The organism is bacterium, assembly GCA_018812485.1.
GTDB lineage: Bacteria > JAHJDO01 > JAHJDO01 > JAHJDO01 > JAHJDO01 > JAHJDO01.
Map to the genome: position 1 here is coordinate 1 of JAHJDO010000151.1, position 15,889 is coordinate 15,889.

The window sequence follows — 15,889 nt, forward strand, 5'->3', positions numbered from 1 at the left end:
AAAAACGTGTCCGAACGCCAAAAATTAAATTTCGATCAGTTCAAAGAACAATTAAAAACCGTAAAACTCCTCAGCCTTGATGTGGACGGTATCCTGACCGATGGCGGATTATATTATACGGAAAATGGCGAGGAACTTCGTAAATTTAATGTCAGAGATGGCATGGGGATAAAATGTCTTCAAGCTGTCGGGCTGGAAGTCTGTATTATCAGTATGAGCACGACCAATGCCATTTTAGAACGGGGAAAGCGTCTTGGTATCCGCCATGTATATACGGGCGTGAAAAATAAAATCGAAGTTTATTACCATATCCGAGAGGACCTCCCAATCCAAAAAGATAACGTTTGTATATTAATTTCCGGTAATCATAAACCCCCAGTGGATTTGAGGTATTCCCCGGTCCCGGGCTATGGTTTGCAATCCATTTATCGTAGTAATATGTCCTCAAAGAATCATCCGTAATATCAGGCGAATTAACATTTCTCCAGTTTTGCCACTTGTCGAAAGTACCCCAGTTTTGCCACTCAATAGTTTCATTTCCGTAAATATAGGGACCGAAGTGGTATTTGCCCGGAGGACGAACCTCAGCCCTGAATTCCCCATGAAATTCATCAGTACCCTCTTTGGTGACAACTTTGACAATACCGGATTGAGCATTACCGTATTCAGCGCTGAATCCACCGGAAACCACCTCCAGTTGCTTGATACCAATGGGGTTAAAATCATATTTCCAGCTGGTATTTGACTTCTCACCCAATAGGTTAAATCCCGGGATACCTGTATTGGAAGTTATTTGTTCTACGCCATTGATCTGAAACTTTATATCAAAAGCGGGACCTCCGCGGATAGAAATCGTTCCATTGGGATTTAGAGTTAAACCTGCATTCAATTCCAGGGCCTGACGTAGCCCCTCGATTGGTGCAGCTTCAATATCTCGTGCTTCAATAAAACTAGCGGTAGAAGTCAGGTCTTTTATCACAGGAGGTCTTTTAGCTACAACCGATATGGGTTCCATCTCTATAGCTGTTGGTAGTAAAGAAAAATTCACATTTACGGTCCGGTCTACTACTACCACAACTTGCAGGACAGTCATACTGCGATACCCCATCATTCTGGCTGTTATATTGTAAATACCCGGGGGGACATTTAAAACAAAGTATTCACCAAACCGGTCGGCAGCAGCTCCCAGAGTTGTTCCATCGATAATAACATTAGCGCCTATTAATGGCTCTTGTGTCTTTGTATCTATGATTCTTCCGGCAATTTTGCTTTTAGGCACTTGAGCAATGGATTCAAGACTGATTCCTGATAGCAATACAAAAAGAAGGTACAATCCCGTAACATGCCATTTACCGCTTGGAATCATCGCTATTCACCTCCAATTGTTTATAACTGAGATCAGCGAAGCAAAAGCATTTTCTTAGTTGCTGCCACCGGGCGAGAATTTTGTCCATCTGGTAAATAAATCCATCGGTAGAGATAGACACCGCTGGATAAGCCATTGCCATCAAACCTGACTTGATGTCTGCCCGCCCGTAGTTCCCGAGCAACTAATGTTTCAACCTCCTGTCCTAAAAGATTAAGGACTTTCAAGATAATTTTGCCTGATGATGGTAATTCAAATTCAATGGTTGTAGAAGGATTAAAGGGATTTGGATAATTTTGATAAAGTCGGTACAACGATGGAACAACATCCTCTACCTGAGTGTCTATATCAGTGGTTTCCAACACACGGCGAATTCTGACTGCATCCGCGGTTACAACACCCTGACAAATGTCGTTAGAGACCAAGACGCTGGCTACTTTACCGGCTCGATAGTAGAAGCATCCCAGCACATTCCACAATCCACCATCAATCTGTTGATTAACACGCACCGTATCCACACCGAAATTATGCATGATAGAATAAGATACATCTTCAGCAAGAGAGTTTATACCAGCAGGCCATCTAACTGCGACTTCATAATAGCCATCCACTTCTATAAAATGCCACCATTGAGCACGATTTTCTCCACTACCGCAAGTCGAAACCAGATAATCAGGGCCTATATATCCTGAGCCATTAGTACATGTCGTCCAATTACCGTAAGTCTGAAAGTTTTGATCGCCATTATCGATTAATAAATGCGTCTCTTGTGGTGCGTAATCAAATTCGACTTGAGTAAAAGGCAAAATATTTCTATTCTCATCTTGAAGCACCTCTATAGTTAAACTGTACTGATAATTGGCAGTTAGTGGTGTGGTTGTTAAAGTAACAATTGAAGGGTCATTATCATTCAAAATAGCAGAGACAACATCTATGCTACCATCAACTGCATAACAGGAAATATTTTCGGCAGATTCTCTATCAAGATTACGGCTGAATTTTAGCTCCAGATGAAGGCTATCAGGAACATTCAAATCTAATAATTCAAACTCGGTGGAAACTACTAACCGTACTGCATCAGCCACTACGTTGCCGTTGGCGAAATTTGAAAGTTGAATACTAATCGGTGCATCGTAGGAAATAGTATCACTAATCAGAAAAACCCACGAGTCACTGTTTTGACGTTGATTGACAATTACGGATATTGTTTTAGTATCATTGGTTATTTTATAGCAGGCGTCAGTGGTATTACTGGAATCAGATATCCATCTGGCATAGATTGCATATTCGGCTGTCTTCATCAGTTTGGGATGCCAGGTTGCAATTACGGAATCGTCACCGGGTTCTGCAACTAAATAATTCCCCCGATATCCGCCGCTGTGTTGCTCCCAATTTCCACTGTATTGAAATTGGATAGAGGAACTATTATCAATGATAATATCATTATGAGGTAAATTGACCGGTTCGTTAAACAAATCATTTTTTAGAATTGTCAGAGTATTATTTGAGAGGTAACCGTAATACCACAGAGTTACGCCCTTGCATCCTTTTTCTCTCACCTGATTAATTTGAAATTGCAGTGAGGCATCATTCCGATAAACAATACCGGGATAGAGATAAAAATCGGGCGGTGCTAATTGCACAGCTTCTGCTAACTGATATGGAAAAGATGCATCATCCAGATAAAGCATCGGTTCAAGAGCATCCACATAGCCGCTATCCGCCCATATATCCCATCTTTGGAGATTATCATGATAGTAGAGCATATAAGGAGGCGCTACTGCTGCGGAAATGAATATAGCGGGATTAGTGTTTTTAGCTCGACGGTAAATCCGGTGAGCAATAGCGGTTATCTGTTCCTCTCGCCAGGTTATCCATTGTTGCCATTGCGGGTGATTATAATCGATATTGATGGGGTCCGTACCCCCTGTTTCAGTAGTATAGTGACTACGCGAAATATCAGAATATGAAAATTCGAGGGAAGGATAGCGTATGCGGTCGGTTTCAATTCCATCCAGATCTGGATACCTTTCAGCAATTTCACCAAATAAGTCTTCCATGAATTGAGCTACTTCGGGATGAGCCGGATCCAGCCAGTGGAAAACACCATTTTCGTTTTTCACATATCCCGAACCATTCTTTTTTATAGCTCTCCATCCAGGATGTTGAGTAAGAATTGGTCCGCAATCCGTAGTATCAGAACCACTCCAGTGAGCCATTAATCCATATTCAAACCAGGCTACTATTTCAAGCCCCCGCCGGTGTCCAATCTCGATGGCTTCCTGAAGCGGGTCTCTGCCGATGAACTCCGACCTTTGTCGGGGTCCACCAGCATTTGCAACGACATCACTGGGGTAGATTGTAGCGCCTTTATACTGCACATTTATCAACACTCTATTGAAATTAGACTGTGCCAATTTGTAAAAAGTTTGTTCCATGAGTTCGGGACCACTATAGATAACATCGCGGCTCATCCAGACACCGCGAGATTCCGGAATGGTTTCAGCATTAGCAATTAAAACTATTATAGATAAGACCAGGATTCCTATCAAAGGCAAAAGTAGATGTTTTTTCACTTTAGGGTACTCTATTTAATTAAAAGCATTTTTCTCATTTTTACATATTCGCCACACACCAATTTGTATAAATAAATACCCGAAGGGAGATCTTTAGCATCAAAATTTAGCTGATAGGCACCGGCATTCTGATAACTGTTCACCAGAACAGCAATTTGCTTACCTAAAACGTCGAACACCTTCAATTCAATCCAATCTCTCTTTGGTATTTCATAGGTAATAACTGTCCGGGCATTGAAAGGATTAGGATAATTAGGTTCTAACCTATAAACTTTAGCGATTTCTGAACTTGTGGATTCTATTCCCACATCGCCTCGTGTAAAAACAAATGCCTTTTTTACTTCCAGGTCTATCACATAGGCTATCTGCTCATCCGAACTGAGAGCTATATCAGACGGAGCAAGTAAGAGTGCACCATCAGGATCGGGGATGGAAGCACTATTTTTTCCGGGTAATTCCTCAAGTTCCATAGCAAAAGAACCCATAATCTGAAAAGCCTTAACCCAACGGCGTGTTGTGTCGGTTCCGCAAGCATATAGATTACCTGAGCGGTCAGTGGTAATACCATAAGGCGTCCAATATAACCAGGATAGGTCCGAAGCAACATCGGCTACCCGCTGTCCACTATATCCTATCGGTTCCGTTTGTGTTCCTCCTGTCCAAACCGCTATACCTCCATGGGCACCTGTAGAATCACTACTTCTTGACGTGTAAAATGGAGTGGTCGAATCATTGTAATCAGCACCGGGTATTACAGCAACATCACGAATTGGACTCAATCCCGTTCCATCATGACCGCCCGGTTCAACTGGATGCATATCAAGAGGCAGAATAGGCACCCAGCCGCCTCTAACAGTAGCAGTATCGGTAAAATTATAAACTCTAATAGAAGTCATATAAGATAATCCGCTGTAGATAAATTTGTCCTTTGTAGCGGAAAGTCCGAGTACCCAGGTTCCATAGCCTGATCCAGAAAAATCATTTCTATTATCAGGATTACCATCAAGGTATTCATACATAATTGCAGTTGATGGCCATGGAGTACCAGGTATTCTTGCCACAACATAAACCGAGTCGCCGATGGTAGTAATCCCACGGGTAGATTCAATATTCAAGTCAGATGAGAAATCCACAACCAGTGTAAATTCCGTATCATTTGGAGCAGCTTTAAATAGAGCATTTTTGGCAGTTGCGGAGATAGCAGAACTTGAGATAACCCAGAGGTTATTAAGACGATCGGTGGCGCATAGATAAGGTGAAATTAATGAGTCTGCTAATGGAAATTTAATATCTTGTCCGGGTTGATAAACCCAGGGCTCCTGAGCATGCAAAGAGATTGAAAAAAGGTTCAGTGATAACACTGCTAAAGTAAGTATAGTAGCAAATTTTTGCTTCACAACTATTTCCTCCTCTTTTTTGTTAATGTCAATTTTGTTTTATTTAAAAGTACTAATCTATCCCTGTGTCATACTTTAAAACGGATAGATTCTATTTACGGGCATTTCAAACCAATCATGCAAAACCATACCAATGGCTCCTTTCAGGACAGCTTCATCTTTTAGTTTGCTGGCACAAATCTGTACCGCCTCAGCGGGGGTATGAAGAATATCTTTATGTACATTTTGTTGCACCAGTTTTAAAAGCATTGGGCATTTCTCAATAATTTGTCCACAAAGAATAATCATTTCCGGATTCACAGTATTCAGCAAATTAATACATACTATCCCGATCAAAGCACCCATCTCTTCTAAAAGGCTACAGGCAAGTTTATCCCCTGATTCCGCTGCCTTGCCAATGCTATTAATTGTAATTGGGTTGTTCTTCGAAAGAGTTGATTCGTAACCTTTTTGAATAGCCCTTTCTGCGGCTTTAATCAAAACCGGTTCGGAAATAATTTCTCCAAAATCTCTTTGATTATCAAAAAGCAGGGAGAATTTCCTTTTAGACTTTAACCAATAGCCCAACTCATTGTATCCAATTTCGCCTGCGCTTCCTGTTATTCCCCGCATGAGTTTACCATCAATTACAATTCCTGCACCAATGCCTTCGCCAATCCACAGACAGACTAAATTATTAACATTTTTTCCACTTCCGTAAAAACGTTCACCAATACTGAGTGCTTTGACATCATTTTCTACGTATGTTGGAAATTCGAGGCGATTTTCAAAAATATCACGAATTGAAAAGTCGTCCCAACCCTGTAATGTGTCAGCGACTTTTAGACTACCTTTGTTATAGTCAATTAGGCCGGGAATTCCAATAGCAATGCCCCATTTTTTTGTATCATTTACCTCCGGTAGATTAAGAATATTCTCAATTTGATTAAATATTTTGTCAAGGATAAATTCGGTTAAACTACCAATGGGGTAAGTTATTTTATATTTTCTAATAATTTGAGAGTCAAGATTGGCTAAAGCAATGTTTGTAAAACTACGTTTAATTTCGATACCAATTACAGCACCTGCGAAGAAATTTAGTTTTAAGAGAATGGGTTTTTTCCCTCCTTTGAAAGAAGATTTACCCTTGCCAACCTCTTGTAGAAAACCATTCTCGATAAGGCGATAGGTAATCTCGGAAATGGTTGGTTTTGAAATTTTAGTTTTTTTAGAGATATCAATTCGTGAAATAGGTCCTTCCTCTTTGACAAGACGAAGAACTTTAAGTTCGTTGAATTCTTTGATAAGTTTGAAGTTGCTTTTTGGTGAATTAAACATTATATTTAGTATGTAATATTTACAAACTAAATTAAGAAATGATTCGTTTTATGTCAAGTTTTTTTTAATCCCACCAATACTGATGAAAAAAAAGTGACAACTATTTGATACACGAGGACAGCACAGAATGAGGATAGCAAAATATTCACCAAAAGATATCCTGGCTCTCGTGGTCTTAATGCACAGAACATCTTCGGGGATTAAAAACTATATTAAAAACAAAGGAATCAACATTATTATTAATAATACATTACGGTTACAAAATAAATCCGGATTGATACTTAGTCAATTTGATTCTGTTGATTGTAGCATATACATTTATAACCAGGCAATTTTAGAATTTTTAAAAGTAACAAATAAAAACCTGGCTTTAATGCCGGACATCTATAAATCGTGTCTTGCTCACGAGTTGTTTCATTATTTAGAATATGTGGGCGAGTTAAAAATATCGCATGAGACAACCACTTTATCATCTGAGACAGCAGCGAGGTATTTTTCGGAGTTAGTTACAGGTTTAAATCTTTCTGAGTAATAAAAATGGCGATATTCATAAAATATTACCTGCACCAGTACAAAATAGAAATTTTTATGAAAAATATCGTAAGAATTAAAGATGCCGGTTTTGACGGTATATTTTTTCCTGCTACAAAATCCGAGTGTCGATCTAATAAACATTCATCAAAAATTGAATTTTACCCTGTTTCTGAAATTATAGAAAAAGTTAGAGAAAAGGAATTAAAGGCAGGCATAATCTTACAATGTTTTCACAGCCCTCAACTCTGGTCAATAGATTCCTTTTCTCCTCCGGTTAATTTTGATGGCACGCCGTATGTTCCAGATTCGTGGTATCGTCCAACCTGCCCGAATAACCCCATGAGCAAGGAACGCTTTAAGAAGATATTGGATGAGATGTCCAGAATTGTTCCGCCGGATTATTTCTATCTTGATTTTTTTCGTTTCCCATTTTTCTGGGAACAAGAGCAACTTGAGGTACAGCACAAAGTGCCACCGTATTGTTATTGTTCTCATTGTTTTACCAGTTTTTCTTCATTAATAGGTACTCCTGTCTATTCAGTTTCCCAGATACTTGAAATGCTCCCTGAATGGTTAGAATGGCGGACAAACTCGATGATTGAATTGTTAAAAGACGCAAAGGAATTATTGCTAAATGAATCACAAATAATTATTGCCACCCTCCCTGTTTCCAGCGCACAACTGGTTTTTGTGACCGGACAATTCCCTCAGGGGTTAATAGACAAAGGGTGTTTAATATCTCCTCTGCTATATCATGCTATTAAAGAAAAAAATATTTCTTGGGTTGAGGAAATGCTGAATCAGTATCAGATCGATATGAAAGCAACTGATCTATTTCCGGGTTTTCAGATTACGGATAAGGAGGAGTTCAATTTGATCAAACAATGGCAAGATCGCTTTGCAGGAATAAATTTTTTCAACTGGAAGACATTTTGTGATTTAAATTAAGGAGAATAAGTGCTAACAGGTATAGCTATTCTGGTTGTACTTCTAATAATGATTGCGCTTATGTATGTGAAGAAGATATCTGCTCTTCTTGCACTGCCCATCATGGCTATTTTGTTTGCCGTAATTGCACAGGAACCTTTGGACTATATTTTAACAGAAGTACTTGAAAAAGGACCTATTCGACTCAGTTCTGCATATATAGCAGTTATATTTGGCGGCATATTGGCTACTTATGTTAGTGATATGAAAATTACCGACGGAATTATCAGGAGTGTTGCAGAACTTGCGGGTGATCGTCCATTTATTGTAGCATTAAGCTTGATGGTTGTTACTGCGCTCTTATTTACCACCCTGGGTGGCTTGGGGGCAGTAATTATGACCGGCTCTATTATTTTTCCTATCCTGCTTTCTCTTGGTACTCCTCCAATATTGGCAGCAGGTATAATGCTAATTGGTATAAGTGCGGGGGGAACGCTTAATATTGCTGGTTGGCAACTGTATATAGATTTTCTGGGTGTAACCCAACAGGATATAAAAAGTTTTGCGCTTTGCATTGCTCCTCTATATTTAATTACCGGCGTCGTTGTTTTGATACTGGGAATGTCAAACCGTAAATTGATGAAAGCATGGGCAATAGATATCCGAAAATTTCAAAAAAAGCCGGAGGAAAAACTTCACCCACTTGCATATTTATCCCCTCTCATCCCGCTTCTGGCAGTACTGATTTTTAATATTCCTATTATACCGGCGTTTATTCTGGGTATTATATATACTCTGGTTTCGACATGGAGAAAGGGAAGTATTAACTTGATGACGGGCTCCTTTTTTAAAGGGGCGGAATCCGTACTACCCGCAGTTTATCTTATGATCGGGATAGGAATGCTTTTAAATTCTGTTACACATCCCAACGTAATAGAATCACTGAGTCCATTTATGGAAATGATAATTCCGGGAAACCGTCTGATGTTTATTTTAGTATTTACGATTCTTGCTCCGCTGGCACTATATCGAGGTCCATTGAATATATGGGGAATGGGCAGTGGGCTTGCCGGGATTCTCCTTGCTACAAATACACTTTCTCCTAAAGCAATAATGGCAATTCTGATGTCTGTGGGGTGCATTCAAGGGGTCTGTGATCCGACAAACACACACAACGTATGGATAGCAAACTATTTAAGTGTAGATGTTCTTACTATTACCAAAAAACTGCTCCCGTTTATCTGGGTATTGGTGTTTTTTGCTCTTATAATTGCGGCTTTTAAATATGTCTAAAATCAAGGAAATACCTCTATGACAAATACCAGGTTTATTATTGCCATTATCTTATTAATTACAATATCCTCCTGTACACTGAAAAAGGAAAGAGATAAATATATTATCCTCTGGATTGATGCCACAGCAAATCTGGAAAACCTCAACTCACGAGACAAAGTGAAAGATATTTTACTGAAAACAAAAGAAACCGGAATAGATGCAGTGGCTGTTGGAATAAAGCCCTTAAGCGGGCACGTGCTTTATCCCAGTGAATTTGCACCCAGGCTAACTGAATGGCAAGGTAAACCTATTGATACTGATTTTGACCTCTTTGCAATAGTACGTGAAGAAGGGCTGAATCTAGGAATTGATATACATCTTCTCATAATGGTTTTTTCCGAAGGTCACAAGCTTTTTAAGACAGGTCCAATTTATTATCAGCATCCTGAATGGCAGACGCTCTGCTACGATATTGGATCAGATGAAACTGAACCCCGTTTGATTCCGATAACTGAGCTTCAACGTGGATTACTCACCCCCTCTATTGGGGCAGGATTCACAAATCCTGTTAATCCGGAAGTCCGGAAATATGAGCTGTCTGTTTTAAAAGAAGTGCTGGAGTATTATCACCCTGACAAGATAGTTTTTGATAGAATACGCTTTAACGGTTTGAACTCCGACTTCACCGATTTAACAAAAAAAGCGTTTGAAGAATTTATCGGAACGACTCTTAATAGATGGCCGGAAGACGTTTTCGAGTTGAAACGTTCCGGTGACAAAGCGGAAGTAATTAAGGGACGCTACTATGAAGACTGGTTATTTTTCCGCGCAAAAGTGATCCATGACTTTTTTCAAGAAGCAGTTGGGGTTATCAGAGAGCTTGATTCGAAAATTGTTATCGGTGACTACGTTGGGTCATGGTATCCAACATATTATACGTATGGGGTAAACTGGGGCAGCTTGAAGTATTTTCCTCCTTTTCAATGGGCAAGAGCGGATTACAACAAGACAGCTTATGCGGAAATGTTGGATTGGATTAGCGTTGGTTGTTACTTTCCTGATTTGACAAAATCAGAAGCAAAACAGGCAGGAGTACCTTTCTGGGAAAGCGTTGAAGGCGGAATGGAGGTCGCCAATGAGGCAATCGATGGCGCTATCCCGTTATACGGCGCTGTTTATGCAGAGAATTTTGCCGGTCAACCTGAGCGTTTTAAGACTGCAATGCAGATAATTTTAGAAAAAGGACAGGGCATAAAGATTTTCGACCTTAGCCAGATAATCGCTTACGACTGGTGGGATGAAATAGATGAAGTACTATCAAAATACAAAACAAAAGGTAAATATTGAAATCTCTTTCGTTTGCTGAAAATGATCTCCCTGTAAGCTATGAGGTAGATATAGCTGTTGTTGGGGGAGGCACTGCCGGCGCTGTCGCCGGCAGTGCAGCTGCACGTTCCGGGAAGAGGACACTCATTATAGAAAATCAGGGTTTTCTTGGGGGATCTCAGACAGGTGGACTTGTCGTTCCGCAGATGCCGGCGACTATTGATGGTAAATCACTGATTACCGGTTTAAACTCAAAAATTAATCGAAAGCTTGCCGAAACCGGTGATGCGGCAACATTTTCCGATGGAAATGACGGCTGGTTCAACCCGGAAGCATTAAAGTGCGTTCTGGAACAAATGTACCTGGGATATGGGGGCAAGGTTCTTTTCTATACTCGTTTTATTCAGCCTTTACTCAAGGAGGACAAGATTGAAAGTATTATCATTTTCAATCACAATGGGTTTAGTAAGGTCAATGCCCGTATGGTAATTGATGCCTCTGGCGACGCTGAAGTTGCTTTTTCTGCCGGAGCAGATTGCGCCGAAGGAGACAATAATGGAGTTCACCAGCCAATGTCCCTCCGATTTATTATGGGAAATGTAAACGTTGAAAGATTTTTGAGTTTTGCACGGGAAAATACTGACCTTCAAATAACTGAGTTGGACAATGGCTTTCAACTTTTTACCACTGCACATATCTGGGATAAAGGCTGGCGACTTGAGCCACTCTTTAGAAAAGCGGTAGATGAAGGTATTCTGGAGCATTCGGATGGCGACTACTTTCAGATTTTCTCTATTCCAGGACGTCCGGGAGAAATTGCTTTCAATTGTCCGCGTATTCCAATCGAATTAGACGGGACAAATGCCGAAGACCTCACATGTGTTCAAATAGATGGGAAAAAGGCTATACATCGTATTGTCTTTTTTTGCCAAAAATATTTACCGGGTTTTGAAAACGCTTTTATATCACAAATTGCGCCTTTTGTCGGTGTTCGGGAAACTCGAAGGATAAGAGGCGAATACTGTTTAACCGCAGACGATGTTCTCAATGCGGTAAAGTTTCCTGATGCAGTTGCTCGAAATAACTATCCCATTGATATACATAAATTAAGTCTCGCCGGTGTGGAATTGTTAAAATTGAAGTCAGGTAAATATTACGAAATTCCATACCGATGTTTAGTACCTTTAAAAATAGATAATTTACTTGTAGCAGGAAGATGTATATCAACTACTTTTGAAGCCCAGGGTTCTACTCGAATACAGCCTGTTTGTCGTGCATTAGGTGAAGCGGCCGGTGTTGCAGCCGCTATTTGCATTGATAAAAAGGTTGTTCCAAGACAGTTAGTCGGAACTGAATTGAGGAAAGTACTAATTGAATAAGGGGGGAATCTTTAGTGCAGTTTAAGGATTTAGAGATTAATGGAAGATAAACGAAAAATCAAGATAGGAATTGATGTTGGGGGAACTTTTACACATGCGGTTGCGATTGATGCAACATCCTTCAAAATCATAGGCGCCGAAAAGGTTCTTACTACTCACAATGCTAAAGATGGAGTGGCAGCTGGGATTGTACAGTCCCTGATGAATTTGCTCCGAAGTGCAGGGATTCAACCTGACGAAGTAGTACTTATTGCTCACAGCACCACCCAGGCAACCAATGCTCTTTTAGAGGGCGATGTTGCCGTTGTTGGTATAGTTGGTATTGGGTCCGGGTTTATTAAAAGACGGGTAAAAAACGAAACGTTTTTGAAAATAATCGAACTTGCTCCGGGAAAATATTTACAAACCTGCTATAGATTTATCGATGCTTCCGGAGGAATAAGCGTTGAAATAGTTCGAGATGCAATTGAGGATTTAATCAATAGAGGTGCAGAAGTTATTGTTGCCTCAGATGCTTTTAGTGTTGATGATCCTGCCTATGAAATGTTGGTTCTTGCCGTAGCGGCTGAAATGGGAGTCCTTGCTACCGCAGCTTGCCAGATATCCCGCTTATATGGATTGCGTGTCCGCACAAGAACAGCTGTTATAAATGCCTGTATGCTCCCAATAATGTTAAAAACTGCTGAAATGACTGAAAGAAGTGTGAAAAAAGCTGGAATTAAGGCTCCATTAATGGTTATGCGAAGTGATGGCGGCATTATGAATATCAACGAAGTTCGAAAACGGCCGATACTTACAATGCTAAGTGGACCGGCAGCAGGAGTGGCAGCGGCATTAATGTACACTCGAGTTTCTGACGGTATATTTATAGAGGTAGGGGGCACCAGCACCGATATAACTGCTATTCAAAATGGCAGGGCAAAGATACGCTCTGCAGAAGTTGGTGGACATCGACTATATATTAGTACCCTGGATGTCAGAACACTCGGTATAGCCGGCGGCTCGATGCCACGTATTAGTGACGGGAAGGTTATCGATATTGGTCCAAGAAGCGCCCACATCTCTAATATGGAATATGCCTCTTTTTCTCAACTGAATTCGGGGTTTGAAGTTGATTATATTCAACCCAAGACAGGAGACCCTTCTGATTATTTGTGTTTTCGCGGAGACGATGGTAAAAAAGTCACCCTTACAACTACATGCGCGGCAAATTTATTAGGTTATATCCCTGATGATGATTATGCAAAAGGAAATAGAGAGAGTGTAGAAAAAGCCTTTCAAATTGCTTCTGAACATGCAAAAATCCGACCGGAAAAACTCGCACGGGATATGCTAACTATCGGGGTACGAAAAATAGAAAAAACGGTACGAAAACTTATTGAAGACTATGAACTAAACTCTGATCTTCTAACTCTCGTTGGCGGCGGCGGGGGAGCCTCGGCAATTGTTCCAATGACTGCGGAATTAATGAACTGTAATTACGAAATTGCAGAGAATAACGCTGTTATATCTGCAATTGGTGTTGCGCTGGCTATGGTTAAGGATACTATTGAACGGACAGTGGTTAAGCCAGGGGAAGAAGATATATTATCTATTAGATGCGAAGTAGAAAAATCGTTATTGTCTATGGGCGCAGCTCCTGAGACAATTGAGACGTTCGTGGAGATAGATAGCAGAAAAAATATTCTTAGAGCCACTGCTATTGGTTCAACTGAGATAAGTGATTACGGTTTGGAGAAAAAATATTTATCAACAGCTGAACTAATACAAATTGCTGCCCACTCAATGAAATGCCCTGTTGAAAGTGTGAGTTCTTTTATAGAGACCTCTCGCGGCTTACATCTTTTTTACACAGATTATATACATAAGAGATTAGGACCCATTTTTAAAGAACACCGCACTAAGGTCAGAATAATTACAGGTGATGGAGTAGTACGGTGGGCTCATAACCATTGCGCTTATGATTGCGGGAAGATGCATGATGTGGACAATCGTCTTTACGCTTTTATAAATAAACATAAAACCTATGGAGATGCCGGGACGGAAATACCAAAACTCTTTATTGTTGCAGGAGGACAGATTACGATTATTCAGGACTGATCGAAGAATCACAAATCTACTCAATGATAAAACTTGATCTTAAAAAGTATTTACCAGTAGAACATGCATGGATTTTAGGGGTTTTACCATAGATAAAATGTAGATATTAAAAATGAAGGTTTATATGAAGCGTTATTTTCTTTTGACAATTATATTTGTTTCCATGTGCATGATTACTCAGTGTGGCTCTACAAACAAAAAATTCAAGCTACTGTGGATTGACGCCACGGCGAACTTCTCCAGATTGAACTCTAAGAAATCCATAATCAGCATACTTGACAAAATCGTTGAGGCTGGTGTAGATGGTATTATAGTTGATGTTAAACCGATATCTGGCGAAGTGCTCTATCCAAGCGGGATAGCACCGCAGTTACACACGTGGAAGGGATTCACAAGAGACAAAGATTTTGACTATCTCGGCACCATCCTTCCTGAAGCTCACAACAGAGGTTTGAAAACATATATAGCAATTAACGTTTTTAGCGAGGGGTGGAAAGAACACAGATGCGGTCCTGTCTATTGGGATCACCCTGAGTGGGCAACGATCATATACACTCCTGAAGGAATAATGCCGATTACCGAACATCCTTCCGGATATGCTGCTTTTGTCAATCCTGCCATTCCGGATGTAAGAGATTATGAGATTTCCATTATGGAAGAATTAGTAAGCAATTACCCTTTTGATGGTATTGTTTTAGACAGGGGACGTTATAACGGCATAAACTCCGACTTTTCTGACCTTTCAAGAGAACTGTTCCAGCGTTTCTTAGGATTCCCTATTCCTCGTTGGCCTGAGGATATATTCACCTGGAAAAAAGATGAAAATGGTGAGTGGAAAACGATACCTGGTAAATTTTATAAGGAATGGCTGCTCTGGAGAGCGGGAATTATACACGACTTTTTTGTCGAAGCAAAGGATAGAGTCAAAGCAATTAATGATGAACTGATTTTTGCAGACTATGTCGGGGCATGGTACCCAGACTATTATGCTGTTGGAGCTAATTGGGCTGCAAACACTTTTGATCCTTCACAGCGCTACGACTGGGCTCATTCTCGCTACGCCGAGACCGGATATGCTCAGATTCTGGATTTCCTATGTACAGGATGTTATTTCTACGAGGTAAAAACCGAAGAGCTCAGGGAGAAAGAGAATGCCACGCTTATAGAGCGGGGTGAGGCTGGAATGACTCTATCATTAGACGATTGGAATTCTGTCGAGGGCGCCGCGCGTATGTCTATGGAAGTTACCAGAGGAGTTACGCTGGTCTATGGAAGTCTTTATGTTCAGCAGTATTATGATAGAGATGATCCGGGGCAATTTATAAAGGCTATTCGTATGTGCTTGCAAGAGACAAACGGTATTATGGTTTTTGATCTTTGTCATTTAGAATCTTTTGATTGGTGGAAATATCTTAAAGAAGGATTGGAAAAATACTGAGGAAATCCTATGAATATTGAGAAGTTTAAGCCCTGGAAATGGAATGATATTGGCAATGAGTTTGGTCATTTCTCGGAAGATGGGAGAGAATATATCATTGATAATCCAATCACTCCAGCACCGTGGGTAAATTATTTAACAAATGGACGCTATACAGCGCTTGTCTCACACACCGCGGGAGGATTCAGCTATCTGGATTCACCGAAATACAATAGGCTTACACGGTTCCGATACAATACGGTCCCATGGGACAG

At 40.3% G+C, this 15,889-nt stretch carries 11 protein-coding genes and 1 pseudogene; 8 read left to right on the forward strand and 4 right to left on the reverse strand.

All coding sequences use genetic code 11. From position 1 onward, the window contains the following. Window positions 1–208: 208 nt before the first annotated feature. The 4 genes from KKC91_12545 to KKC91_12560 all read right to left on the reverse strand — a co-directional run bounded on the left by KKC91_12545 (window position 209) and on the right by KKC91_12560 (window position 6,656). Entirely contained in the window at window positions 209–1,366 is a 1,158-nt protein-coding gene (locus tag KKC91_12545; protein MBU0479372.1) for a carboxypeptidase-like regulatory domain-containing protein, read from the reverse strand. A gap of 32 nt (window positions 1,367–1,398) precedes the next feature. Further along, window positions 1,399–3,942, reverse strand: coding sequence for a family 10 glycosylhydrolase (locus tag KKC91_12550; protein ID MBU0479373.1), 2,544 nt, complete (start codon window positions 3,940–3,942; stop codon window positions 1,399–1,401). Window positions 3,943–3,953: 11 nt separating this feature from the next. After that, entirely contained in the window at window positions 3,954–5,339 is a 1,386-nt protein-coding gene (locus KKC91_12555; GenBank protein MBU0479374.1) for a T9SS type A sorting domain-containing protein, read from the reverse strand. Window positions 5,340–5,414: 75 nt separating this feature from the next. After that, window positions 5,415–6,656 carry an ROK family protein gene (locus KKC91_12560; protein ID MBU0479375.1) on the reverse strand — a complete coding sequence of 414 codons (1,242 nt, stop codon included), beginning with the start codon at window positions 6,654–6,656 and terminating at the stop codon, window positions 5,415–5,417. A gap of 127 nt (window positions 6,657–6,783) precedes the next feature. On the opposite strand from KKC91_12560, the gene KKC91_12565 reads away from it, so the two are divergent. From KKC91_12565 to KKC91_12600, 8 genes and pseudogenes are all read left to right on the forward strand, one after another. After that, window positions 6,784–7,188 (forward strand): hypothetical protein, encoded by a 405-nt coding sequence (locus tag KKC91_12565; protein ID MBU0479376.1) that lies wholly within the window; start codon window positions 6,784–6,786, stop codon window positions 7,186–7,188. Between the two features lie 5 nt (window positions 7,189–7,193). Then, window positions 7,194–8,138 (forward strand): hypothetical protein, encoded by a 945-nt coding sequence (locus KKC91_12570; protein ID MBU0479377.1) that lies wholly within the window; start codon window positions 7,194–7,196, stop codon window positions 8,136–8,138. A 9-nt stretch (window positions 8,139–8,147) separates the two neighbouring features. After that, window positions 8,148–9,410, forward strand: coding sequence for a hypothetical protein (locus KKC91_12575; protein MBU0479378.1), 1,263 nt, complete (start codon window positions 8,148–8,150; stop codon window positions 9,408–9,410). Window positions 9,411–9,428: 18 nt separating this feature from the next. Then, window positions 9,429–10,739: a hypothetical protein gene (locus tag KKC91_12580; GenBank protein ID MBU0479379.1), complete on the forward strand. Its 1,311-nt coding sequence runs from the start codon at window positions 9,429–9,431 to the stop codon at window positions 10,737–10,739. Beyond that, the gene (locus tag KKC91_12585; GenBank protein ID MBU0479380.1) at window positions 10,736–12,097 is read left to right on the forward strand and encodes an FAD-dependent oxidoreductase; all 1,362 of its coding nucleotides are present in this window, start codon (window positions 10,736–10,738) and stop codon (window positions 12,095–12,097) included. Before KKC91_12580 ends, KKC91_12585 begins: the two co-directional genes overlap by 4 nt. 39 nt (window positions 12,098–12,136) lie before the next feature. Further along, window positions 12,137–14,289, forward strand: a pseudogene (locus KKC91_12590) (hydantoinase). A 20-nt stretch (window positions 14,290–14,309) separates the two neighbouring features. Then, a complete protein-coding gene (locus KKC91_12595) occupies window positions 14,310–15,635 on the forward strand; it encodes a family 10 glycosylhydrolase (GenBank protein ID MBU0479381.1) in 1,326 nt (441 codons plus the stop codon). Window positions 15,636–15,644: 9 nt separating this feature from the next. Then, on the forward strand, window positions 15,645–15,889 hold a 245-nt coding region (locus KKC91_12600), incomplete at its 3' end, for a hypothetical protein (protein MBU0479382.1).

Bases quoted from the DNA above. Each gene is read 5' to 3' on its own strand.
- KKC91_12545 (MBU0479372.1), bottom strand. From the start codon at position 1,366: ATGATTCCAAGCGGTAAATGGCATGTTACGGGATTGTACCTTCTTTTT.
- KKC91_12560 (MBU0479375.1), bottom strand. From the start codon at position 6,656: ATGTTTAATTCACCAAAAAGCAACTTCAAACTTATCAAAGAATTCAAC.
- KKC91_12565 (MBU0479376.1), top strand. From the start codon at position 6,784: ATGAGGATAGCAAAATATTCACCAAAAGATATCCTGGCTCTCGTGGTC.
- KKC91_12570 (MBU0479377.1), top strand. From the start codon at position 7,194: ATGGCGATATTCATAAAATATTACCTGCACCAGTACAAAATAGAAATT.
- KKC91_12580 (MBU0479379.1), top strand. From the start codon at position 9,429: ATGACAAATACCAGGTTTATTATTGCCATTATCTTATTAATTACAATA.
- KKC91_12595 (MBU0479381.1), top strand. From the start codon at position 14,310: ATGAAGGTTTATATGAAGCGTTATTTTCTTTTGACAATTATATTTGTT.